The organism is Oryzisolibacter propanilivorax, from assembly GCF_900103645.1.
In the GTDB taxonomy this organism is placed as follows: domain Bacteria; phylum Pseudomonadota; class Gammaproteobacteria; order Burkholderiales; family Burkholderiaceae_C; genus Melaminivora; species Melaminivora propanilivorax.
Genome location: NZ_FNHP01000012.1, coordinates 34,499 through 56,420, shown reverse-complemented (window position 1 = coordinate 56,420; position 21,922 = coordinate 34,499). Strand labels below are relative to the sequence as shown.

At 69.6% G+C, this 21,922-nt stretch carries 18 protein-coding genes; 15 read left to right on the top strand and 3 right to left on the bottom strand.

The window, feature by feature from the left end:
- Positions 1 to 8 precede the first annotated feature (8 nt).
- The 5 genes from BLQ61_RS15835 (at position 9) to BLQ61_RS15815 (ending at position 4,572) form a co-directional block, all read left to right on the top strand.
- The gene (locus tag BLQ61_RS15835; protein ID WP_091572614.1) at positions 9 to 701 is read left to right on the top strand and encodes a response regulator transcription factor; all 693 of its coding nucleotides are present in this window, start codon (positions 9 to 11) and stop codon (positions 699 to 701) included.
- A complete protein-coding gene (locus tag BLQ61_RS15830) occupies positions 701 to 2,086 on the top strand; it encodes a sensor histidine kinase (RefSeq protein ID WP_091572525.1) in 1,386 nt (461 codons plus the stop codon). Before BLQ61_RS15835 ends, BLQ61_RS15830 begins: the two co-directional genes overlap by 1 nt.
- Before the next feature lie 157 nt (positions 2,087 to 2,243).
- Positions 2,244 to 2,702, top strand: a complete 459-nt coding sequence (locus BLQ61_RS15825) for a tripartite tricarboxylate transporter TctB family protein (RefSeq protein ID WP_091572522.1) — start codon at positions 2,244 to 2,246, stop codon at positions 2,700 to 2,702.
- A 5-nt stretch (positions 2,703 to 2,707) separates the two neighbouring features.
- Positions 2,708 to 4,234 (top strand): tripartite tricarboxylate transporter permease, encoded by a 1,527-nt coding sequence (locus BLQ61_RS15820; RefSeq protein WP_091572520.1) that lies wholly within the window; start codon positions 2,708 to 2,710, stop codon positions 4,232 to 4,234.
- Between the two features lie 152 nt (positions 4,235 to 4,386).
- Positions 4,387 to 4,572: a DUF1328 domain-containing protein gene (locus BLQ61_RS15815; protein WP_091572517.1), complete on the top strand. Its 186-nt coding sequence runs from the start codon at positions 4,387 to 4,389 to the stop codon at positions 4,570 to 4,572.
- A gap of 128 nt (positions 4,573 to 4,700) precedes the next feature.
- Here the strand turns inward: BLQ61_RS15815 and BLQ61_RS15810 are convergent, their stop codons facing one another.
- Positions 4,701 to 5,759 carry a collagen-binding domain-containing protein gene (locus BLQ61_RS15810; protein ID WP_175488322.1) on the bottom strand — a complete coding sequence of 353 codons (1,059 nt, stop codon included), beginning with the start codon at positions 5,757 to 5,759 and terminating at the stop codon, positions 4,701 to 4,703.
- 396 nt (positions 5,760 to 6,155) lie between these two features.
- Here BLQ61_RS15810 and nadE point away from each other — a divergent pair, with 396 nt between their 5' ends.
- The 10 genes from nadE (at position 6,156) to BLQ61_RS15765 (ending at position 19,190) form a co-directional block, all read left to right on the top strand.
- Positions 6,156 to 7,856, top strand: a complete 1,701-nt coding sequence (gene nadE / locus BLQ61_RS15805; protein WP_091572512.1) for an NAD(+) synthase — start codon at positions 6,156 to 6,158, stop codon at positions 7,854 to 7,856.
- Positions 7,857 to 7,946: 90 nt separating this feature from the next.
- A complete protein-coding gene (locus BLQ61_RS15800) occupies positions 7,947 to 8,984 on the top strand; it encodes a bifunctional nicotinamide-nucleotide adenylyltransferase/Nudix hydroxylase (protein ID WP_091572510.1) in 1,038 nt (345 codons plus the stop codon).
- A gap of 145 nt (positions 8,985 to 9,129) precedes the next feature.
- Positions 9,130 to 11,313: a 3-hydroxybutyrate oligomer hydrolase family protein gene (locus BLQ61_RS15795; protein WP_091572507.1), complete on the top strand. Its 2,184-nt coding sequence runs from the start codon at positions 9,130 to 9,132 to the stop codon at positions 11,311 to 11,313.
- Position 11,314: 1 nt separating this feature from the next.
- Positions 11,315 to 12,529, top strand: a complete 1,215-nt coding sequence (locus BLQ61_RS15790) for an ABC transporter substrate-binding protein (protein WP_091572504.1) — start codon at positions 11,315 to 11,317, stop codon at positions 12,527 to 12,529.
- Between the two features lie 192 nt (positions 12,530 to 12,721).
- A complete protein-coding gene (locus BLQ61_RS15785) occupies positions 12,722 to 13,012 on the top strand; it encodes a co-chaperone GroES (protein WP_091572501.1) in 291 nt (96 codons plus the stop codon).
- A gap of 93 nt (positions 13,013 to 13,105) precedes the next feature.
- Positions 13,106 to 14,752 carry a chaperonin GroEL gene (groL, locus tag BLQ61_RS15780; protein ID WP_091572499.1) on the top strand — a complete coding sequence of 549 codons (1,647 nt, stop codon included), beginning with the start codon at positions 13,106 to 13,108 and terminating at the stop codon, positions 14,750 to 14,752.
- 182 nt (positions 14,753 to 14,934) lie between these two features.
- Entirely contained in the window at positions 14,935 to 15,231 is a 297-nt protein-coding gene (locus BLQ61_RS15775) for a hypothetical protein (RefSeq protein WP_091572496.1), read from the top strand.
- A complete protein-coding gene (locus BLQ61_RS17425) occupies positions 15,228 to 15,512 on the top strand; it encodes a hypothetical protein (RefSeq protein ID WP_175488321.1) in 285 nt (94 codons plus the stop codon). The genes BLQ61_RS15775 and BLQ61_RS17425 overlap by 4 nt, the downstream gene beginning before the upstream one ends.
- A complete protein-coding gene (locus tag BLQ61_RS15770; RefSeq protein WP_175488320.1) occupies positions 15,509 to 17,056 on the top strand; it encodes a PepSY-associated TM helix domain-containing protein in 1,548 nt (515 codons plus the stop codon). The genes BLQ61_RS17425 and BLQ61_RS15770 overlap by 4 nt, the downstream gene beginning before the upstream one ends.
- A 4-nt stretch (positions 17,057 to 17,060) precedes the next feature.
- Positions 17,061 to 19,190, top strand: a complete 2,130-nt coding sequence (locus BLQ61_RS15765) for a TonB-dependent receptor (protein ID WP_091572490.1) — start codon at positions 17,061 to 17,063, stop codon at positions 19,188 to 19,190.
- A 105-nt stretch (positions 19,191 to 19,295) separates the two neighbouring features.
- Here BLQ61_RS15765 and pgi read toward each other — a convergent pair whose 3' ends face one another.
- Together pgi and tal are read right to left on the bottom strand one after the other, a co-directional pair.
- Entirely contained in the window at positions 19,296 to 20,924 is a 1,629-nt protein-coding gene (gene pgi, locus BLQ61_RS15760) for a glucose-6-phosphate isomerase (protein ID WP_091572487.1), read from the bottom strand.
- Complete coding sequence (gene tal, locus BLQ61_RS15755; protein ID WP_091572484.1) at positions 20,921 to 21,877, bottom strand: transaldolase; 957 nt, start codon at positions 21,875 to 21,877, stop codon at positions 20,921 to 20,923. Before tal ends, pgi begins: the two co-directional genes overlap by 4 nt.
- Between the last annotated feature and the right edge of the window lie 45 nt (positions 21,878 to 21,922).

The window sequence follows — 21,922 nt, the reverse complement described above, 5'->3', positions numbered from 1 at the left end:
CCTGCGCCCTGTGGCGCTGCCTGGTCGTCGAGGACGATGTGGCCAACGCCCGCTTCATCGCCGACGGGCTGCGCGAGCTGGGGCACATCGCGGTGGTCTGCCACGACGGCGCGCAGGCGCTGGAACGCGCCACCACCGAGCCCTGGGACCTGATCGTGCTGGACCGCATGCTGCCGCACGAGGTGGACGGACTGTCCATCCTGGCCACGCTGCGCGGCCTGGGCCGCAAGACGCCGGTCATCGTGCTCAGCGCGCTGAGCGCGCTGGACGAGCGGGTGCGCGGCCTGAAGGCCGGCGGCGACGACTACCTGACCAAGCCCTTCGCCTTCACCGAGCTGGCAGCACGCGCCGAGGCGCTGGTGCGGCGCGCCCGCCCTGGTCCCGAGATCCGCGTGCTGGAGTTCGCCGACCTGCGCCTGGACCTGGCGCGGCGCCAGGCGCAGCGCGGCGCCCGGGCGCTGACGCTGCAGCCGCGCGAGTTCCGACTGCTGGCGTTCTTCCTGCTGCATGCGCAGCAGGACCTGACCCGCTCCATGCTGCTGGAGGCAGTGTGGGACTACCGGTTCGATCCGCAGACCAATGTCATCGACGTGCAGGTCAGCCGGCTGCGCGCCAAGCTCACCGCCGCCGGCGAGCCGGCGCTGATCCAGACCGTGCGCGGCGTGGGCTACCGCCTGGCGCTGCCCGACACCCCGGCGTGATGGCCGGGCTGCGCGGCCTGTGGGCATCCACGGGCTTCCGGCTGGCGGCTTATGTTGGCCTGCTGGTCAGCATCACCATCGCCGCCACGCTGGCGGTGGTGTATCTGCAGACGGTGGGGGTGATGCAGCAGCGCATGGCGCGCGCGGTGGCGCTGGACAGCCAGCGCCTGATGCAGCGCTTTGCCCAGGACGGTCTCGACGCGCTGGTGCGCACCCTGCAGGCCGAGCAAGCACGCGGTCTGGACGGCGGGGACGAGCTGTTGCTGCTGCTGGACGCCGGCCGCCGACCGCTGGCCGGCAACATGCAGCTGGACACGGCCGAGCTGCCGCGCGCCGACGCCACGCTGCAGCGCAGCATCGAGCGTCGCGGCCGTACGGTGCACGCCTATCTGCAGTTGCGCCACCTGGACGGCGGCGCCCTGTTGCTGGTGGGCCACGATATGCGCGACCAGGACGGCGTGGAATCGCTGGTGCTGCAGGCCTGCCTGGCCGCGCTGGGCGTGTCGGCGCTGCTGCTGGCCGGCGGCACTTTTGTCTTTCGCCAGCGGCTGGAGGGCGCCGTCGCCGACATCCGCGAGACCGCCGGGCGCATCGCCGCCGGGCAGTTGCAGGCGCGCATCCCGGTGCTGGGCGAACCCGACGAGTTCGCGCTGCTCGGCCAGGACATCAACCGCATGCTGGACCGCATCCAGGCGCTGATGGACGGAGTGCGCCACGTCAGCGACACCATCGCGCACAACCTGCGCACGCCACTGACCCGGGTGCTGCTGCGCCTGCAGCGCACCGCTGGCGCCGATGCCGACGCCGTCACCCTGCGCACCGTGCTGCACGACAGCGCCACCGACCTGCAGGAGCTGGCCATCACCTTCGAGAAGCTGCTGCGCATCGCCGAGGCCGAGGCCGGCACGCGGCGCATGCCGTTCGAGGCCGTGGACCTGCAGGCCATCGCCCGCGACGTCTGCGAGCTGTACGACGCCGTGGCCGAGGATGCCGGGCAGGCCCTGGTGCAGACGCATGCCGAGGCGGCGCCAGAGCCGGCGCTGGTGCATGGCGATGCCGACCTGCTGGCCAGCGCGGTGGCCAACCTGGTGGACAACGCACTGAAGCACAGCGGCCCCGGGGCGCGCGTCGAGCTTACCGTCAGGCAGGCCGGCACGCACCTGCAGCTGGCTGTGTGCGACAACGGGCCGGGCGTGCCCGCGCACGAGCTGCAGCGCCTGGGCCTGCGCTTTCACCGCCTGAACGCCGCCGTGCCTGGCCAGGGCCTGGGCCTGGCCAGCGTGCGCGCCATCGCCGCGCTGCACGGCGGCACGCTGCAGCTGCAGCCTGGCACGCCAGGGCTGTGCGCGCTGCTGGACCTGCCCGGCCACGCCATCCCCGCCTGAAGGCGCAGCGCGCCCGCGCCGGCGCACATGGACGAACGGCAATGTTCCGGCAATGCCACGCCGCGCCATCCCTTCCTACCATGCCGGCGGGCCCTGGCTGCGCGCGGCTGAACGTCGCGCCGCCAGGTCTTGATGTCCTTCCTTTGCGGGGTATGCAATGCATTTCAAGACCAATAGACAGGAGCTGCTGTGCGCGGCGCTCCTGATGAGCATAGGTGCCGCGGCCGCCTGGGGCGGCACCCACTACACCATCGGCACCCTGGGCCGCATGGGCCCCGGCTTCTTCCCGGTGGCGCTGGGCTGCACGCTGATGCTGCTGGCGTTGCTGATGGTGTTCACGCCGGTGTCCGCCGAGGACGAGGAGGCCGGCGAGGCCGAGCCGGCCAACACCCGCGCCTGGGCTTTCATCACCGCTGGCGTGGTCAGCTTCATCGTGCTGGGTTCGATGACCGGCTTGGTGCCCGGCACCTTCTTCCTGGTGCTGCTGGCCGCCATGGGTGACCGGGGCAACAGCAAGCGCGCCTGCGTGCTGGTGGCCGTCGGCGTGACGGTGCTGGCGGTGGTGCTGTTCCGTCTGCTGCTGCAGATCCAGATTCCCCTGTTCACCTGGATGTAATCGCCATGGAAGTCCTGAACAACCTGCTGGGCGGCTTCGTCGTCGCCCTCACCCCGCACAACCTGCTCTACTCCTTCATCGGGGTCTTCATGGGCAACTTGATCGGCGTGCTGCCGGGCATCGGGCCGCTGGCGGCGATCTCCATGCTGCTGCCCGTGACCTATTCGCTGGAGCCGACCGGGGCGCTGATGATGCTGGCCGGCATCTACTACGGCGCGCAGTACGGCGGCGCCACCACCTCCATCTTGCTGAACCTGCCGGGCGTGGCCTCGCACGCCGTGACCTGCCTGGACGGCCACCCCATGGCGCGCAAGGGCCAGGGCGGCGCGGCGCTGTTCATGGCCATGTTCGCCTCGTTCATCGGCGCTACGGTGGGCATCGTGGTGATGATGTTCTTCTCGCCACTGCTGGTGGACATTGCCTTCAAGTTCGGCCCGGCGGAGTACTTCGCGATGATGCTGCTGGGCCTGCTGGCGGCCTCGACGCTGGCCAAGGGCTCGCCCCTGAAGGGCGTGGCGATGGTGTTCGTCGGGCTGATCCTGGGCGTGGTCGGCACCGACGTGAACTCGGGCGTGGCGCGCTTTTCCTTCGACGTGCCCGAGCTGACCGACGGCATCTCGCTGGTGGCGCTGGCCATGGGCCTGTTCGGCGTCGCCGACATCCTGCGCCACGCCAACCGCATCGGCACCGGCGACCCGGTGCGCAGCACGCCCATCACCATGCGCTCGTTGCGCCTGCCGCCGGGCGACATGCGCCGCTCGTGGCTGCCGATCGTGCGCGGCACCGGCATCGGGGCCTTCTTCGGCATCCTGCCGGGCACCGGCTCGACGATCGCCTCGTTCATGTCCTACGCGACGGAAAAGAAGCTTTCGCGCACGCCCGAGCGCTTCGGCCGCGGCGCCATCGAGGGCATCGCCGGCCCCGAGGCATCAAACAACGCCGCCGCGCAGACGGCCTTCATCCCGACCATGAGCCTGGGCATTCCCGGAGACGCCGTGATGGCGCTGATGCTGGGCGCGCTGATGATCCACAACATCCAGCCCGGCCCGCAGATCATCTCCGAGCACCCGACCATCTTCTGGGGCCTGATCGCCAGCTTTTGGATCGGCAACCTGCTGCTGCTGGTGCTCAACATCCCGCTGATTGGCATGTGGGTCAAACTGCTGAGCGTGCCCTACCGCATCATCTACCCCGCCGTGCTGTTCTTCATCTGCATCGGCGTGTACAGCACCAACAACAATTTCTTCGACGTGGGCGCCGTGCTGGCCATCGGCATTGCCGGCTTCATCTTCGCGCGGCTGGGCTTCGAGCCCGCCCCGCTGCTGCTGGGCTTCGTGCTGGGGCCCATGGTCGAGGAGAACTTCCGCCGCGCCCTGCTGCTGTCGCGCGGCAACATGAACGTGTTCGTCACCCGCCCGATCAGCGGCACCTTCATGGCGCTGTGCGTGCTGCTGCTGGTGGGCGTGGCGTATTCCCGCCTGCGCCGCAAGCCCGCCACCCTGCCCCCGGCCGAGTTGGCGCCCGCGGGCTGAAGCGGCACCACGGGGACGGTGCGCCGGCGGCATCCTACGCCGCGCCGCTTACTGCGCCGACGCACCACCCCCGGCCCCACTTGCTAGGCTGCACTCCAGGCTTTCGGGCCTTCCCCGGTCCCCACCGCAACCGCGTCGCAAGGAGTCTCGCCATGCTGAAATACGCTCTCATCTTCGCCATCATCTCGCTCATCGCCGGTGCACTTGGCTTCACCGGCATCGCCGCCGGCTCGGCGGGCATCGCCAAGCTGCTGTTCTTCGTCTTCGTGGCGCTCGCTGTGCTGTTCGTGGTGCTGGCGCTGCTGGGCGTGGGGGCGGCGCGCAAGGCGCTCAGGTAGCAATTGGCTGCTCCTTGATACTGGCTTTTATAAGCTGGTGCCCAAACAAAAAAGGCAGGTGACGCATCACCTGCCTTTTTTGTTCGTCATTTACGCAAGGCGCGGAGCACGCCATGCGTTGCAGACCATCATGGGTCGATGTAGTTCACGAACGGCTTGCAATGGCCTTCCATCGTGCCATTGAAGCTCTTGGCGATGATGGTGCCGTTGATGTGGCCATTGTTGGCGACGACATCGGCCTGGGGCGCGAAGATCGTGCCCTCGATGGCCACGCCGCCCAGCTCGATCTTGCTGATGGCATCGTCGAACACCCAGATCGTGTGATCGTTGTTCGGCGCGAAACTCTGCAGGCCCAGGTTCTCCATCTTTACCGAGGTTTGGCCATCGGCCTTGACCTTGACCACGGTCCAGGTACGCGAGCCGAACTCATCCGTCCAGCGGGTATTGGTCAGGGTCACGACATCGGCGTTGGACAGATCCTTGGCATTGACATCGAACAGATAGACCGCGCGGCGGCCGCCCGGCTGGGTGTTGGTGCCGCCCGTGGAGGAGCAGTTGCTGGCGTCGTTGCCAGACATCTCGCAGCGGCCCAGGTTCTTGCCGTCCAGCGTGATGTTGGTGCGTGGTGCGTTGTAGCTGCGCACCGTCGTAGTGCCATTGGCCGGCGTCATCCAAATGCCGCCGTACATGTTGCTCAGGTAGGAATCGAAGAAGGTCTGGACCGCACTGCCCAGGGGAATCTGGGAGTAGCCAGTCCAGCCATGGGCCCCGGGCGTCTTGTTATTGGGTTGCAGACTGTTGTAGCCCCAATTGTCCGTGTCGTTTCCCCAGCCCACCCACAGCTCGGGCGCAATCGCCGTGAACAGGTCATTGCCTGTGGCCGCGAACACCGAACTACCGGGCAGCAGGGTCACGCTGGAGTCAGGGGCCAGCGTGACGTTGCTACCTTGCCCCAGGATCACGGCGCCGTCGATAGTGCCACTGGGGTGGTCCTGCCAGTCCAGCTTGCCCGACACCAGCATGCCGATTTGCGGCTTGTCTGGAGCATTCTGATGGACGATGTCGGCCTTGCCCACGGTGTAGCCGCTGCTCAGGTAGGCATTGCCACCGGCCGCGAAACCGCACTGCATGTCGGACTGCTTGGCAGTGAAATCATTACGCGTCACCACGTTGAAACGACTGAACACGCCAACGCTCATCCAGAAATGCGCGTTCTGTGTCCACGCATGCGCAGGGACCTGCGCCGCCATGGCCGCGGCTGCCGCGACCGTACCCATCAAGACTCTCCGCAGCTTCATAGCTATGCTCCTCAGTCAGGTGAAACAGATTGTTTGAAACGCTGCGGATAGTAGAGGCGCTTGTTAGCTTGTGTCAATCGGGTTTCTGTAGGCCATTGCCCCTGCAACCCCAGCTTTGTCACTGTGTTGAAGTTCGTTGACAAAGCAGCTGGCTCCTGCCTTGCCGCTGGTCATCCCGCGCACCGCGACCGGCCGTGCGCGGCTGTTGTGCGACGATGCGCTTCCCTGTCAACCCGTCGGCAGCCGGATGCACCTGGCCTGCCGTTTTCCAGACGCCGAACCGCCATGCTCCGCATCACCCTGGCCCAGCTCAACCCCACCCTGGGCGACATCGAACGCAACACCCAGCGCATGCTGGCCACCGCCCGGCAGGCGGCGGCGCAGGGCGCGGACCTCGTGGTGTTCCCGCAGCTGGCCGTCACCGGCTGGCACCCCGGCGACCTGCTGGACCTGCCGGGCTTCATGGACCGGGTGGATGCCGCCCTGGAGCAGCTGCGCCAGGAAAGCGTCGCGCTGCCCGACCTGCACTGGGTGCTGGGCGCGCCGACGCGTGTCGAAGGCCGGCCGGGCCGGCTGCACGACAGCCTGCTGGTGCTGCACGGCGGCGAGCTGCGCCTGCAATGCGGCCGCCAGCTGCTGGCCACGCGCGGCGACTTCGACGAGCACCGGCACTTCGACGCTGCGCCCGCCGCGCCGCGCCTGCTGCGCATGGGCCGCACGCGCGTGGCCTTGCTGATCGGCGCGGAGGCGCTGGCCGAGGCAGGCGCCGACGACGCCGTCCTGGCCGGCGTGGCCGCCGCCGCGCCCGACCTGGTGCTGCACATCGACGCGCACAGCAGCTACCTGGGCCGGCGCGCCCAGGTGCACGCGGCGCTGGCGCAGGCGGCCACGCGCTGCGGCGCGGCGCTGGTCAGCGTGAACCAGATCGGGGGGCACGACGCCCTGGTGTATGACGGCGGCTCGCTGGCGGCGCTGCCCGGCGCGGGCGTGGTCTTCGAGGCGCGGCGCTTCGAGGTGGACACCCCGACGCTGGTGCTGGCAGAGGACGGCGGCCTGCGCGGCCGGCAGGGCGAGCCGCTGGCTGCCATCGACCCGGCCGGCCTGCCGACCCTGGAGTTCTATCGCCGCCAGCTGGTGCTGGGCCTGCGCGACTATGCGCGCCGCTGCGGCTTCGATAAGGTGGTGGTGGGCAGCTCGGGCGGGCTGGACAGCGCGCTGACGCTGGCGCTGGCCGCCGAGGCGCTGGGCGCTGACCAGGTCGTCGGCATCACCATGCCCTCGCGCTTTTCCACCAGCGGCTCCGTGGACGATTCGGTGGCGCTGTGCCGCAATCTCGGCATCGAGCTGCTCAGCCACCCCATCGTCGATCTGGTGGGCGCCTGCGCGCAGCAGTTCGAGGCCAGCTTCGGCCAGCCGCTGGCCGGGCTGGCGCTGGAGAACGTGCAGGCACGCCTGCGCGGCACGGTGCTGATGGAGTACTCCAACGCCTTCGGCCACCTGCTGCTGACCACCGGCAACAAGTCCGAGAGCGCCGTCGGCTACTGCACGCTGTACGGCGACACCAACGGCGGCCTGGGCCTGGTGGGCGACCTGTACAAGACCGAGATCTTCGAGCTGGCGCGCCACCTGAACCGCGAGGCCGGGCGCGAGCTGGTGCCGCAGGCGGTGATCGACAAGCCGCCGTCGGCCGAGCTGGCGCCGGGCCAGCGCGACGACGACAGCCTGCCGCCGTACCCGGTGCTCGACGAAATCCTGAAGTTCTTCGTCGAGGGACCGCTGCTGCCGCCGGAGCAGTTCGATGCCGCGCGCGCTTTCGTCGAGGAGCTGCTCGGCCGCGACGACGGCCGCGCGCTGGTGCAGCGCGTGCGCGGCCTGATGGCGCGCAGCGAGTACAAGCGCCACCAGTCCGCACCCATGCTGCGCGTGCGGCCGCGGCCATTTGGCAGCGGCGGCTGGCAGCTGCCGATCGCCGCGCGCCAGGGGTGAACGCATCCGCCGCCGCCGATTCATAGCCAAATCGGCCTTTAGCCCAATGAATACATGGGCCTCCAGCTCTCATATCAATAGCATTTTTGCATGTATGACGTTGCCCTTCTGATCGGTCGCTTCCAGCCCGTGCATGCCGGCCACGTGGCGCTGCTGCGGCATGCGCTGGCGCAGGCGCGGCGGGTGCTGGTGGTAGCCGGCTCGGCCTACCAGGCGCGCACGCCCAAGAATCCCTTCACCTGGGAAGAGCGCGCGGCCATGCTGCAGGGCGCCGTGCCCCCGGCCGACGCCGCGCGCCTGCAGGTGCTGCCGGTGCGCGACTATTACGACGAGGCGCGCTGGGTCGCGGCGGTGCAGTACGCGGTCGCCCCCCATGTCCAGGACGGCGCGCGCGTGGCGCTGGTCGGCCACTTCAAGGACGCCACCAGCCAGTACCTGACCTGGTTCCCCGGCTGGCAACTGCTGGAGCTGCCGCGCCAAGGCGGCATGGACGCCACGCGCATCCGCGATGCCTGGCTAGGCGCGGCGCCCGGCGCGCTGGACGCGGCGCTGGCGCCGCTGGCGGACGAGATCCCGCCGGCCACGCTGGCACAGCTGCGGGCGCTGGCCGCCACGCCCGCCTTCCCGGCGCTGCAGCACGAGTGGCGCGCGCTGCGCGAGTACCGCGCCGCCTGGGCAGGCGCGCCTTACCCGCCGGTTTTCGTCACCGTCGATGCGCTGCTGCAGTGCCGCGGCCAGGTGCTGCTGATCCGCCGCGCGCACGCGCCGGGACAGGGCCTGCTGGCGCTGCCCGGCGGCTTCATCGAGCAGCGCGAGACGCTGTGGCAGTCCTGCCTGCGCGAGCTGGCCGAGGAAACTCACTGCGCCCTGCCCCAGGCCCGGCTGCGTGCCGCGCTGCGCGGCGTGGCGGTGTTCGACCACCCGGACCGCAGCCAGCGCGGGCGCATCATCGGCCACGTGCACCATTTCGACCTGGGCGATGCGCCCCTGCCCGAGGTGCGCGGCGGCGACGATGCCAGCGAGGCCCAGTGGACGCCCATCGCGCAGCTGCCAGCGCTGGAGGCGCGCTTCCACGACGACCACTTCCACATCCTGGACCATTTCCTCGGGCTTACGCAGTTCCACTGACGGTGCGCTTTTGCGCGCCTTCGATGCAATACTGCCCGCGCCAGTGCAGCGGGTCGGACGGTGGGTCGATGCGAAGCAGCGCACACCCCCAGCCCGCGGCTGCTGGCGTGTGCATGCATTCGACAACACCGTTCCAGGAGACAACATGCCCGCAAAGTCCCACACCGCGCTGCGGTGGACCTTCACCGCCCTGGCCAGCGCCGTGCTCGCCGCCTGTGGCGGCAGCTCGTCCGGCCCCGACAACAGCCTGCCCGCCGGGGTGCGCGAGATCAGCGCCACCACGTACTCCGCCACCAGCGTGGGCAGCGGCAGCACCGCCGCCAGCCAGGACTTGCTCACCGGCGGCATCGGCAAGACTGGCCTGGGCGCCGCCGCCGCGCCGGCCTACGCCGACCCGGCCAAACCCACGGCGGCCGAGCTGCGGCGCAACGCTCTGTACTCCAACTACCGCGGCATCCTCGACCCCAGCGCCAATGGCGGCTATGGCCGGCTGTACGGCCCCAACGTGACTGCCGCCGGCCAGGTGACAACCGGTGAAGGCCTGATCCCCGGGCGGGAATACCTGGCGGTGTACGACGAAGGCAGCGGCCGCCAGCAGGTGGTGATGGCCGTACAGGTGCCGGACAGCTTCAACTCGGCGCGGCCCTGCGTCATCCTGGGCCCGTCGTCGGGTTCGCGCGGCGTGTATGGCGCCATCGGCACTGCCAGCGAGTGGGGCCTGAAAAAGGGCTGCGCCGTGGCGCTGACCGATGCCGGCAAGGGCGTGGGCCTGCACAACCTGATGGATGACACCGTGAACCAGCTCGACGGTACGCGCGCCACGCGCAGCGCCGCCGGCTCCATGGCGTACTTCGCCGCCGCCCTGAGCGACGCGGCGCGCGCCGCCTACAACGCGGCGTTTCCGAACCGCATCGCCATCAAGCAGGCGCAGTCGCAGCAAAACCCCGAGAAGGAGTGGGGCCGTGACACCCTGGTGTCCGCACGCTATGCACTGTATGTGCTGAACCAGCAGTTCGGCTCGCCGGACAACCGCGTGCCGTTCACCAGCGACAACACCACGGTGATCGCCGCCTCGGTCTCCAACGGCGGCGCGGCGGTGCTGCGCGCGGCTGAGCAGGACAGTGGCGGGCTGATCGACGGCGTGGTCGCCTCCGAGCCCAAGACCGATGTGGGCACAGCCGGCAACTACGGCGTGCAGTTCGACGGCCGCCCGGTGGCCGGCTACGGCAAGACGCTGGCCGAATACACCACCTTCGGCAACCTCTACCAGCCCTGCGCGGCGCTGGCGCCCGAGGCGCAGCTGACCGAGACCTCGGCCTACAACTACATCGCCCTGACCAACATGACCGAGCGCGCCACCGCGCGCTGCGACGGCCTGGCCGCCAAGGGGCTGGTGCGCGGCGCCACCACCGCCGAACGCGCTTCGGATGCGCTGGCACGCCTGCGCGCCTGGGGTTGGACGGCGGACAACGACACCATGCACAACGCGCACTACGCGCTGGGCAACGGCCCCATTCTGTCGGCCATGTACCCTTGGTCGTACGGCCGCTTCGCCGCCGACGCCAATGTCTGCGGCACCAGCTTCGCCGCTGCCAGCGCCACTGGCGAGGTGGTCCCCGCCGCGCCCGCGGTGCTGGCGCAAAGCGCGGCGCTGGCCAACGGCACCTCCAACGGCGTGCCGGCCACGGTCATCTACAACGACTCGGTCGGCGGCGCCCGCGCCTGGCAGTTCGCGGTGTCGCCCTCGACGGGCAAGGCCGACCTGGGCCTGGACCAGGCGCTGTGCCAGCACGCGCTGGTCACCGGCCAGGACCCGGTCACGGGCGCGCCGCTGACGGCCGCCAGCACGCCCACCAAGGCCCAGAGCGACGCCGTGCGCGCCGGCATCCAGGAAGTGCTGCTGAACGGCAACCTGCGCAGCAAGCCGACCATCATCGTCGCCGGCCGCAGCGACGCGCTGATCCCGGTGAACGACAACGCACGCGCCTACACCGCGCTGAACCACGCTGTGGAAGGCGGCAGCAGCCGGCTGCGCTACATCGAGGTGACCAACGGCCAGCACTTCGACGCCTTCCTGCCACTGGCGGGCTTCGACACGCGCTTCGTGCCGCTGCACCCGTACTTCAACCAGGCGCTGGACGCGATGTGGGCCACGCTCACCTCCGGCGCGGCGCTGCCGCCCAGCCAGGTCGTGCGCACCACGCCGCGCGGCGGCATGCCGGGCGCGGCGCCGGCGATCACCGCCGCGCAGCTGCCGCCCTTCGTCGCCGCGCCGGCGGCGGGCGACCAGATCGGCTTCGCCGGCAACGCCATCGCCGTGCCGCGCTGAGATGGCAGGCGCAACACAACCTGCCAAGCCCCCGGCGCACCGGGGCGCCTGCGGCCCGTCTGACGGGGCCGCAGGCGCCAGCCGGCGCCGCTGGCTGCAGGGCGCGCTCGCCTCGGCGCTAGTGCCATGGGCGGCGCATGCGGCCCCGCGCGCCGGCGAGATCGTCATCGGCCAGGTCGCGCCGCTGTCGGGGGTGCTGGCCTCGACCGGGCGGCAAATGGTGCTGGGCGGCCGCCTGTACTTCGACTGGGTCAATGCCAACGGCGGCGTGCACGGCGCCGCCATCCGCCACGAGGTGGTGGACGACGGCTACCGCGTGGAAGACACGGTGCGCGCCACCCGCGCGCTGCTGGCGCGGCCGGAAGTGGTGGCGTTGTTCGGCTTTGCCGGCACGGCCAACATCACGCAGCTGCTGCAGGACGGCGTGCTGGCCGAGGGCGGCGCGGCCCTGGTCGCGCCCTACACCGGGGGCGAGGCGCTGCGCACACCCTTCAACCCGTGGATCTTCCACGTGCGCGCCGGCTACGCCGACGAGGCCGAACACATGGTGCAGCACCTGACCACCATCGGCGTGGAGCGCGTGGCGGTGCTCTACCAGGACGACGGCTTCGGCCAGGCTGGCCTGGCGGGCGTGCGCGCGGCATTGGCCCGGCGCAAGCTACAGCCCGTGGCCGAGGCCGGCTACGAACGCAACACCGACCAGGTCGAGGCCGCAGTGCAGGCCATCCGGCAGTCGGATGCGCAGGCCGTCATCATGGTGGCCATCAACCGACCGGCATCCGCCTTCATCCGGCGCTACCGCGAGCTCGGCGGGGGTGCACAGCTGTACAGCATCTCGGTGGTCGACCCGAACGAGATCGTGCAGCTGGCCGGGCTCAAGAACGCCCATGGCGTGCGCATCAGCCAGGTCGTGCCCTACCCGTTTCGTTCTGCGCTACCAGTGGTGCGTGAGTACCAACGGCTGCTGAAAACGCAGGCGCCGGATACGGAGGTCAGCTACACCAGCTTCGAGGAATTCCTCGGCGCCAAGGTGCTGGTCGAGGGCCTGCGCCGCGCCGGCCCGCAGCCCACGCGCGCCAAGGTCCTGCAAGCCCTGGAGTCGCTGCAGGATTTCGACCTGGGTGGCCTGCGCGTGGACTACGGGCCACGCAACCGCATCGGCTCGCGCGCAGTCGAGGTCACCGTGATCGGCAGCACCGGAAGGCTGGTGCGCTGACAGGTGCGGTGCTGCGCGCCATGTCGCACGGCGCCGCATCTGCCTCTTGAAATGCAGCGAAATGGCCCTATCATTAGCACTCGAAGCAGACGAGTGCTAACAACACTGTCGGCTGACATCCCGAGCGCCCGCCCTGAACCAGCGGGCGCGCTGTTTGAACGTCACTACCCCTAGTTCACAGGAGAGAGAGCCATGAACCTTCGCCCCCTGCACGATCGCGTGATCGTCAAGCGTATCGAGAGCGAGACCACCACCGCTTCGGGCATCGTGATCCCCGACAACGCTGCCGAGAAGCCCGATCAGGGTGAAGTGCTGGCCGTGGGCCCCGGCAAGAAGAACGACAAGGGCGAAGTCTCCGCCCTGAACGTGAAGGTCGGCGACCGCGTGCTGTTCGGCAAGTACAGCGGCCAGACCGTCAAGCTCCACGGCGAGGAGCTACTGGTGATGAAGGAAGACGACCTGTTCGCGGTCGTCGAGAAGTAACCCGGCCCTTCCCGATACTCACTTTTTCATAGCTGCAAGCCCTTCATCCATATGGGCTTGCGGCATATTTGAACCACATATACGGAGTCAGCAATGGCAGCAAAAGACGTAGTTTTCGGCGGCGAAGCCCGCGCCCGCATGGTCGAGGGTGTGAACATCCTGGCCAATGCTGTGAAGGTCACCCTGGGCCCCAAGGGCCGCAACGTGGTGCTCGAGCGCTCGTTCGGCGCCCCCACCGTGACCAAGGACGGCGTGTCCGTGGCCAAGGAAATCGAGCTCAAGGACAAGCTGCAGAACATGGGCGCCCAGCTCGTGAAGGAAGTGGCCTCCAAGACCAACGACATCGCCGGTGACGGCACCACCACCGCCACCGTGCTGGCCCAGGCCATCGTGCGCGAAGGCACCAAGTACGTGGCCGCCGGCCTGAACCCGATGGACCTCAAGCGCGGCATCGACAAGGCGGTCGTCGCCCTGGTCGAGCAGCTCAAGGCCCAGTCCAAGGCCACCACGACCTCTAAGGAAATCGCCCAGGTGGGCTCGATCTCCGCCAACGCCGACGAGTCGGTGGGCAAGATCATTGCCGACGCGATGGACAAGGTCGGCAAGGAAGGCGTGATCACCGTCGAGGACGGCAAGAGCCTGGACAACGAGCTGGACGTCGTGGAAGGCATGCAGTTCGACCGCGGCTACCTGTCGCCCTACTTCATCAACAACCCCGAGAAGCAGGCTGCGCTGCTGGACAACCCCTTCGTGCTGCTGTTCGACAAGAAGATCAGCAACATCCGTGACCTGCTGCCCACGCTGGAGCAGGTCGCCAAGGCCGGCCGTCCGCTCTTGATCATCGCCGAGGAAGTCGAGGGCGAAGCCCTGGCGACGCTGGTGGTGAACACCATCCGCGGCATCCTGAAGGTGGTGGCTGTCAAGGCTCCTGGCTTCGGTGACCGCCGCAAGGCCATGCTGGAAGACATCGCCATCCTGACGGGCGGCAAGGTGATCGCCGAGGAAGTGGGCCTGTCGCTGGAGAAGGTGACGCTGGCCGACCTGGGCCAGGCCAAGACCATCGAGGTGGGCAAGGAAAACACCATCATCATCGACGGTGCCGGCAACGCCGATGACATCCAGGCGCGCGTCAAGCAGATCCGCGTGCAGATCGAGGAAGCCACCAGCGACTACGACCGCGAGAAGCTGCAAGAGCGCGTGGCCAAGCTGGCCGGCGGCGTGGCCGTGATCAAGGTCGGCGCTGCCACCGAGGTCGAGATGAAGGAAAAGAAGGCGCGCGTGGAAGACGCCCTGCACGCCACCCGCGCTGCCGTGGAAGAAGGCATCGTCGCTGGCGGCGGCGTGGCCCTGCTGCGCGCACGCCAGGCCATCGGCCACCTGAAGGGCGACAACGCCGAACAGGAAGCCGGCATCAAGCTGGTGCTCAAGGCCATCGAGTCGCCTCTGCGCGAGATCGTTGCCAACGGCGGCGGCGAGCCTTCGGTGGTCGTGAACAAGGTGCTGGAAGGCACGGGCAACTACGGCTACAACGCCTCCAACGACACCTACGGCGACATGCTGGAGATGGGCATTCTGGACCCGACCAAGGTGACCCGCACCGCGCTGCAGAACGCCGCGTCCGTCGCGTCGCTGCTGCTGACGACCGAGGCCATGGTCGCCGAGGCGCCGAAGGAAGAAGCCGCTGGCGGCGGCATGCCCGACATGGGCGGCATGGGTGGCATGGGCGGCATGGGCATGTAAGCCTTCCGGCCCTCCGGAAATGAAAGCCCCGCAGGCATCGCGCCTGCGGGGCTTTTTCCTTTTGGCGAGCCAGAAGCCCTCGCACCGGGACGGCACGCGGTTTTTCTGGCCTGCCTTTATCGGATGCGCCCGCGTCTGGTTGTAAAATTGAGATTCATTCTCATTTTCAACTGGGACACTCAATGTGGATCGGCATCCTGCTGGCCGCCCTGTGCGGCTGGCTTTTTTTGTGCGCCACGCCGCGCGTGGACGGGCCGCTGCGCGGCTGGCGCGGCACGGCGCTGGGGCTGCTGGCGGCGGCGCTGGCGGTGCACCGCCTGCAGGCCGGCACCGGCCTGGGCTTGGCCGCGTCCGTCGCCCTGGCGCTGGGCGTGGCCATGCTGGCCGTGCCGGGCCTGAGCTGGGCGCATGCCGCGCGCCAACGCCACGCCAGCGCGGCGGCTGATGTCCATCGCCTGCCCCGGAAGGCAGCGCGGTGAGCGACGCTGCTTCGGCCGCACCGCGCCACCTGCTGTTCAAGGGCTGCGCCGGCCTCGTGCTTGGGTTTCCGCTGGCCTTGTGGCTCAGCTGGCTGCTGACCTACGGCGGGCTGCTGCCGGACTTCGTGCCGGTACGCGACCAGGTCGCCATGTGGCTGGCGACGCTGCTGTGGGCGGCGGCGCCGTGCGCGGCCTTCCTGGCGCGCAGTCGTGCGCAGTGCGCCGGCGTCTTTCTGCTGGCCAACGCGGCGGCCTGCGCCGCCTGGAAGGTGCTGCAATGAGCCTCAAGGCGCAGACCGTCAAGGACTATCTGGCGGTGCATACCTGGGTCGGCATCCTGTGCGGGCTGGTGCTGTTCGTGGCCTTCTACGCCGGCGCGTTCTCCATGCTGGAGTCCGACATCACCCGCTGGACGCAGCCGCCGGCGCCCGCATCTAGCGCTATCAGCGACGATGGCGATGCGCTGGCCGCCGCCTTCTTCGCCACCCATCCGGAGGCCCGGGGGCGCGTGCGCCTGTTCTGGCCCGGCCCGGACCACGCCCAGCCGGCGCTGCTGCACCAGCCGCCCGGCGGCGCCGCGGCCACCTGGTGGCAGCTCGCCCGCGACGGCCAGCTGCGCCGCGCCAGCCGCGCCGACGAGGCGCACACAAGCGGCAACTTCGTCGACCACCTGCACCGCAAGGGCGGCCTGCCGATCCCGCTGGAGGTGGCCGAACCGCTGATCGGCATGGTGTCGCTGGCCTATGGGCTGGCGCTGGTCTCGGGCATCGTGGTGCTGCTGCCGTCGCTGGTCAAGGACCTGTTCCACCTGCGCCTGGGCGCCAACCTCAAGCGCATGTGGCTGGACGTGCACAACCTGCTGGGCGTGGCCAGCCTACCGTTCCACCTGGTCATCGCCTTCACCGCCGCGGTCTTCGGCCTGCACGACTTCGTCTATGACGCGCAGGACCTCTTCATCTACCAGGACGGCCTGCGGGCCACCGTGGCGCGCGACAGCGCCCCGCGCCCCCAGGTGGCGCGCGCCGACTGGCTGACGCCGAGCGCGCTGCGCGCGCGCGTGCAGGAGCAGGCGCCGCAGTTCGTGCCGCTGGCGCTGGACCTGCGGCTGCAGCCCGGCGGCGCCATCGCCGTGGTCACCGGCAGCGACGAGCGGCACTTCCAGCGCGCCTCGCGCTACGGCTTGGCCTTCGTCAACCCAGGCAGCGGCGAGATCTACGACCGCAGCTACCTGCCCGGCGCCAGCAGCCACGCCTCCACGGCCCTGATCAGCAGCCTGTTCGCGCTGCACTTCGGCAGCTTCGGCGGCGACACGGTGCGCGTGGTGTATGTGCTGCTGGGCCTGTCGGGCGCGCTGCTGTTCTACACCGGCAACCTGCTGTGGATCGAATCGCGCACCCGGCACGCGCGCCGCGGCCAGGAGACGGCACCGGCGCAGCGCCCCCGCCATGTGCGCGTGGTCTCGGCGCTGACCCTGGGCGTGTGCCTGGGCTGCGCCGCCGCGCTGCCGGCCACGCTGGCGCTGGCGCGCTGGCTGGCGCCGTGGCTGCCCGACCTGGACGCGCTGCACCAGGGCGCGTACTTCGGCCTGTTCGGCGCCTGCGTCGCCTGGGCGCTGTGGCGCGGCACCGAGCGCGCGGCGCGGCCGCTCTTGTGGCTGGCCGCCGCCGGCAATGCGCTGGTGCCGCTGGCCGCCCTGCTGCGGCCCGGCGCCGACGGCGTGCTGCTGGGCGCTACCTGCGCACTGCTGGCGCTGTTCTTCGCCTGGCTGGGCTGGCGCCAGCGCCAAGTTCACCCTTCCCTTCCACCCCTTGCCCCCGAAACCTGACTCCATGTCCACTACCACCCGCCGCGCGCTGCGGCTGTCCCCCATCGCCCTGGCGCTGCTCGGCCTGGGCGCCGCCGCCCAGCAGCAGCCTGTCCCGGGCCCGGACGCAGGCACCGCCGCGCTGCCCACCGTGACCGTGCGCAGCAAGTACGAACGCGAGGACCTGCCGGTGCGCGCGCCGGGCCACAAGGCCGCCTCGGGCGCGCGCCTGGGTATCCTGGGCGCGACCTCGATCATGGAAGCGCCTGTACACGTCAACGCCTACACCCGCGAGCTGGCCGAGGACTGGTCGGCGCTGACGCTGCAGGACGTGCTGGAGAACGACTCGGCGGTGGTCTTCACGACCAACAAGAACCACCTGCTGCAGAACTTCAACCTGCGCGGCCTGGACATGGGCGCCATGGACATCGCCACCAACGGCCTGTACGGCATCGCGCCGGCCAACTCGGTGCCGGTGGAGATGTTCGAGCGCATTGAGGTGCTGCGCGGCCCCAATGTGCTGCTGTCGGGCATGCCGCCGAACAACAGCGTTGCCGGCACGGTGAACATGGTGACCAAGCGCGCGCTGCCCCAGCCGATCGCCGACCTGACGCTGACCTACGCGTCCAAGTCCTACTTCCAGGCGCATGCCGACGTGGGCCGGCGCTTTGGCGAGGAAAAGCGCCTGGGCATCCGCTTCAACGGCGTGTACGGTGCCGGCGACATGGGCGCCAGGGACGAGGAGCAAAAGCGCCGCGTCGGCGCGCTGGCACTGGACTACGTGGGCGACCGCGCGCGCGTTTCCTTCGACCTCTACAGCAGCGTCAACCAGATCGACAACGGCAGCCCGGGCATGTTCAACTTCCTGGGCAATGCCGCCATCCCCGGCGTGGGCCGCCTGCTGGCGCCGCCCAGGGGCGACACCAACATGTTCCGCGGCACGCATGGCGAGTACGACAACAGCGGCGCCCTGGCGCGCGCCGAGTTCGACTTCTCGCAGGACTGGCAGGGTTACCTGGCGCTGGGCGGCTCCGAGGCCAAGGGCCAGGGCCTGCTGTTCGGCACGCGCGCCTTCGTCACCGGCGCCGACGGCACCACGCGCGGCGCCATCTACCACGTGCACACCGAGTCCGAGCGCCGCACCGCCGAGGCGGGTGTGATCGGCAAGTTCGACACCGGAGCGCTGCGCCACCGCCTGCAGCTGTCGGCCAACATCCTCAAGCACCAAGAAGGCACGGCCAACACGGCGTGCAACTACTGCTACACCACCCACCTGTACGACCCGGTGGTGCCCAACTTCCCGGCGGCGCCTGTGTGGAAGGGCTACAACACCGAGAACCACTACCGCTCGCTGGCCGTGGCCGACACCCTGGCGTTCGCAGGCGACGCGGTGCTGCTGACGCTGGGCGGGCGCCACCAGACGGTGAAGATGCCGCTGCAGGGCTACGAAGAAAGCCGCTTCTCGCCCATGGTCGCCGCCGTGGTACGGCCCTGGGGCGACAACGTCTCGCTGTTCGGCAACTACACCGAAGGCCTGGAGCCGGGGCAGATCGTCGGCGTCGGCTTCGCCAACGAGGGCGAGGCGCTGGCGCCCAAGGTGACCCAGCAGTTCGAACTGGGCGCCAAGGTGCAGACCGGCGCGCTGACGCACACCTTCAGCACTTACCAGATCCGCCGGCCGTCCTTCCTCGGCACCGCCCCGGCCGCGCTGGTCGAGGACGGCGAGCAGCGCCTGCGCGGGTTGGAGTGGAGCCTGTACGGCCAGGCCCTGCAGACGCTGTCGGTGCTGGGCGGCGTGACCTACCTGAAGTCCGAGCAGCGCAACACCGGCCGCGACACCTACGGCACGCCCAAGTGGCGCGTGCGCATCGGCGCCGACTGGCAGACGCCGGTGCGGGGCCTGAAGGTGGGCGGGCGCTTCATCTATACCGGCTCGCAGTGGCTGGACTCGGGCAACCGCATCCGCATGCCGTCGTGGAACCGCCTGGACCTGAACGCCGGCTACAGCACCCAGTTCGCCGCCACGCCGGTGCGCTTCAACGCTAGCGTGGAGAACGTGACCGACAAGAAGTACTGGATCGGCACCTTCGGCGACGGCTTCGCGATGGCCGGCGCGCCGCGCACCTTCAAGGTCTCGGCCACCGTGTCGTTCTGACCCCGCGGGCCGCGCGCCCATCATGGAAAAAAGGCCGGTCCTGCGACCGGCCTTTTTGCTTCCGAAAAAATAGCTATAAGCCCATACAGAACAAGGGCTGGAGGCCTATTCGACCTGAAACCTGCCGAGCAGCGCGGCGGTCGAGGCGTCCAGCCCCTCGGTGTCGCCGCTGGCCAGGCGCGGCTCCAGGCCCTGGGCCAGCACTTTGCCCAGCTCCACGCCCCACTGGTCGAAGCTGTTGATGCCCCAGACGGCGCCGGCGACGAACACCCGGTGCTCGTACAGCGCGATCAGCGCGCCCAGCGCCTCGGGCGTCAGCTGCTCCAGCACGAAAAAGGTGCTGGGCCGGTTGCCGCCGAAATGCCGGTGCGGGTTGTCCGGCGACGGGCGGCCGCGCATCAGCGCCTTGGCCTGCGCCAGCGCGTTGGCCACCAGCCGTGCATGTTGCCCCGGCAGATCGCGCCCTGGGCGCGCCAGGGCGATGAACTCGACCGGGATCACGTTCGGGCCCTGGTGCAGCATCTGGAAGAAAGCATGCTGGCCGTTGGTGCCGGGCTCGCCCCAGACCACCGGCGAGGTGGCGTAGGGCAGCGGGTCGCCGGCGGCGTCCACGCCCTTGCCGTTGCTCTCCATCTCCAGCTGCTGCAGGTACGCCGGCAGCCGGCGCAGGCCGTGGCTGTAGGGCGCGACGCAGCGGCTGCCGAAGCCGTGGAAGTTGCGGTACCACACGTCCAGCAGCGCCAGGCGCACCGGCAGGTTCTGCTCCAGCGGCGCGCGGCGGAAGTGCTGGTCCATGGCGTGCGCGCCGGCCAGCAGGCGGCGGAAGGCGTCGGCGCCGACGGCGATGGCGATCGGCAGCCCGATGGCCGACCACAGCGAGTAGCGCCCGCCGACCCAGTCCCAGAAGCCCAGCGTGGTGTGGATGCCGAACTGCGCCGCCGCCTCCAGGTTGGTCGTCAGCGCCCAGAAGTGCCGCGCCAGTTGCTGCTCGCTGCCGCCCTGCGCCAGGAACCAGGCGCGCGCCGCGCGCGCGTTGGTCATGGTTTCAGCGGTGGTGAAGGTCTTGGAGGCGATCAGGAACAGCGTGCGCTCGGGCTGCAGGGTGCGCAGCAGGCTGCCCAGCTCCATGCCATCGACGTTGCTGATGAAGTGCAGGCGCTTGGGCGCAGGGCGCAGGTCGTCCAGCGCCTTGACCGCCATCGACGGCCCCAGATCGGAGCCGCCGATGCCAATGTTCACGATGTCGGTGATGGCGTCGTCGGCGCGCACCTGCTCGGCCAGCGCCAGCATCTGCTCCAGCGTGGCTTGCACCTCGCGCGCGGCCTCGGCGACGAATCCGCTTGCTGCGTTTTCGATAGCTGCAGCCCCTTGATTCATATGGTCTGGCGGCGGATTTCGCAACAACCAGTGCATCACCGCCCGCCCCTCGGTGTGGTTGATCGGGCAGCCGGCGAACATGGCGTCGCGGTAGGCCTCGACGCCGCACTCGCGCGCCAGCTGCAGCAGCAATGCCTCGGTGCGCGCGTCGATCAGGTTCTTCGACAGGTCGGCATACACGTGCGGCGCCTGCTGGCTGAAATGCGCCACGCGCGCCGCGCCGCCGCCGCCCTCCAGCGCCGCGCGCAGGTCGAAGTGCCGCCCGGACTGCTGGAAGTGCTGCTGCAGCGCGCCCCAGGCCGGCGTGCGGTCGCAGCGCGTGCGCGGGTCGTGGTACGCAGGGGGCGCTGCGCTCATGCTGCCGCGGCTGCCTGCAGCAGCTGTTCCAGCTTGGCCGCGTCGGCGGCGAAGGCGCGGATGCCCTCGGCCAGCTTGTCGGTGGCCATGGCGTCCTGGTTCAGCGCATAGCGGAACGCCGGCTCGTCGTACTCGACGCGCTCGATTGGCAGGCCGCGTGCGGCTGCCGGGTCGAGCGCGCGCTCCACGGCCCCCTCGCTGGCCTGCAGCTGCGCCATCAACTCGGGCGAGATGGTCAGCAGGTCGCAGCCGGCCAGCGCCAGGATCTGGCCGACGTTGCGAAAACTCGCCCCCATGACTTCGGTGGCGATGCCGAAGTGCTTGTAGTACTGGTAAATGGCGCGCACGCTCTGCACGCCGGGGTCGTGGGCGCCGGCCATGGCGGCCTCGTCCCAGCTGCTGCCGCCCTGCTTCTTGTACCAGTCGTAGATGCGCCCGACGAAGGGCGAGATCAGCTGCACCCGGGCCTGCCCGCAGGCCACCGCCTGGGCGAAGGAGAACAGCAGCGTCAGGTTGGTGCGGATGCCCTTCTCCTCCAGCTGGCGTGCCGCCTGGATGCCCTCCCAGGTGGCGGCCACCTTGATCAGCACCCGCGCCGGATCGACGCCTTCGGCGCGGTACAGCGCCACCAGGCGCTCGGCGCGCGCCACGCTGGCGGCGGTGTCGAACGACAGGCGGGCGTCTACCTCGGTGGATACACGCCCCGGGATCAGTTGCAGGATCTCGCAGCCGAAACGCACGATCAGCCGGTCCATCAGCGCGTCGATGTGCTGGCCGCTGCCCTGGGCCACGCACTGCTGCAGCAGCGGCGCGTACTCGGCCTTCTGCACGGCCTTCAGGATCAGCGAGGGGTTGGTGGTCGCGTCCTGCGGCTGGAACTGGGCCAACTGGCGGAAGTCGCCGGTATCGGCGACCACGGTGGTGTACTGGCGGAGGGCTTCAAGCTGGTTCAAGGCGATACCTCGTTCGACAAAAGGGGCCTGGGCCGTAGAAGCGGC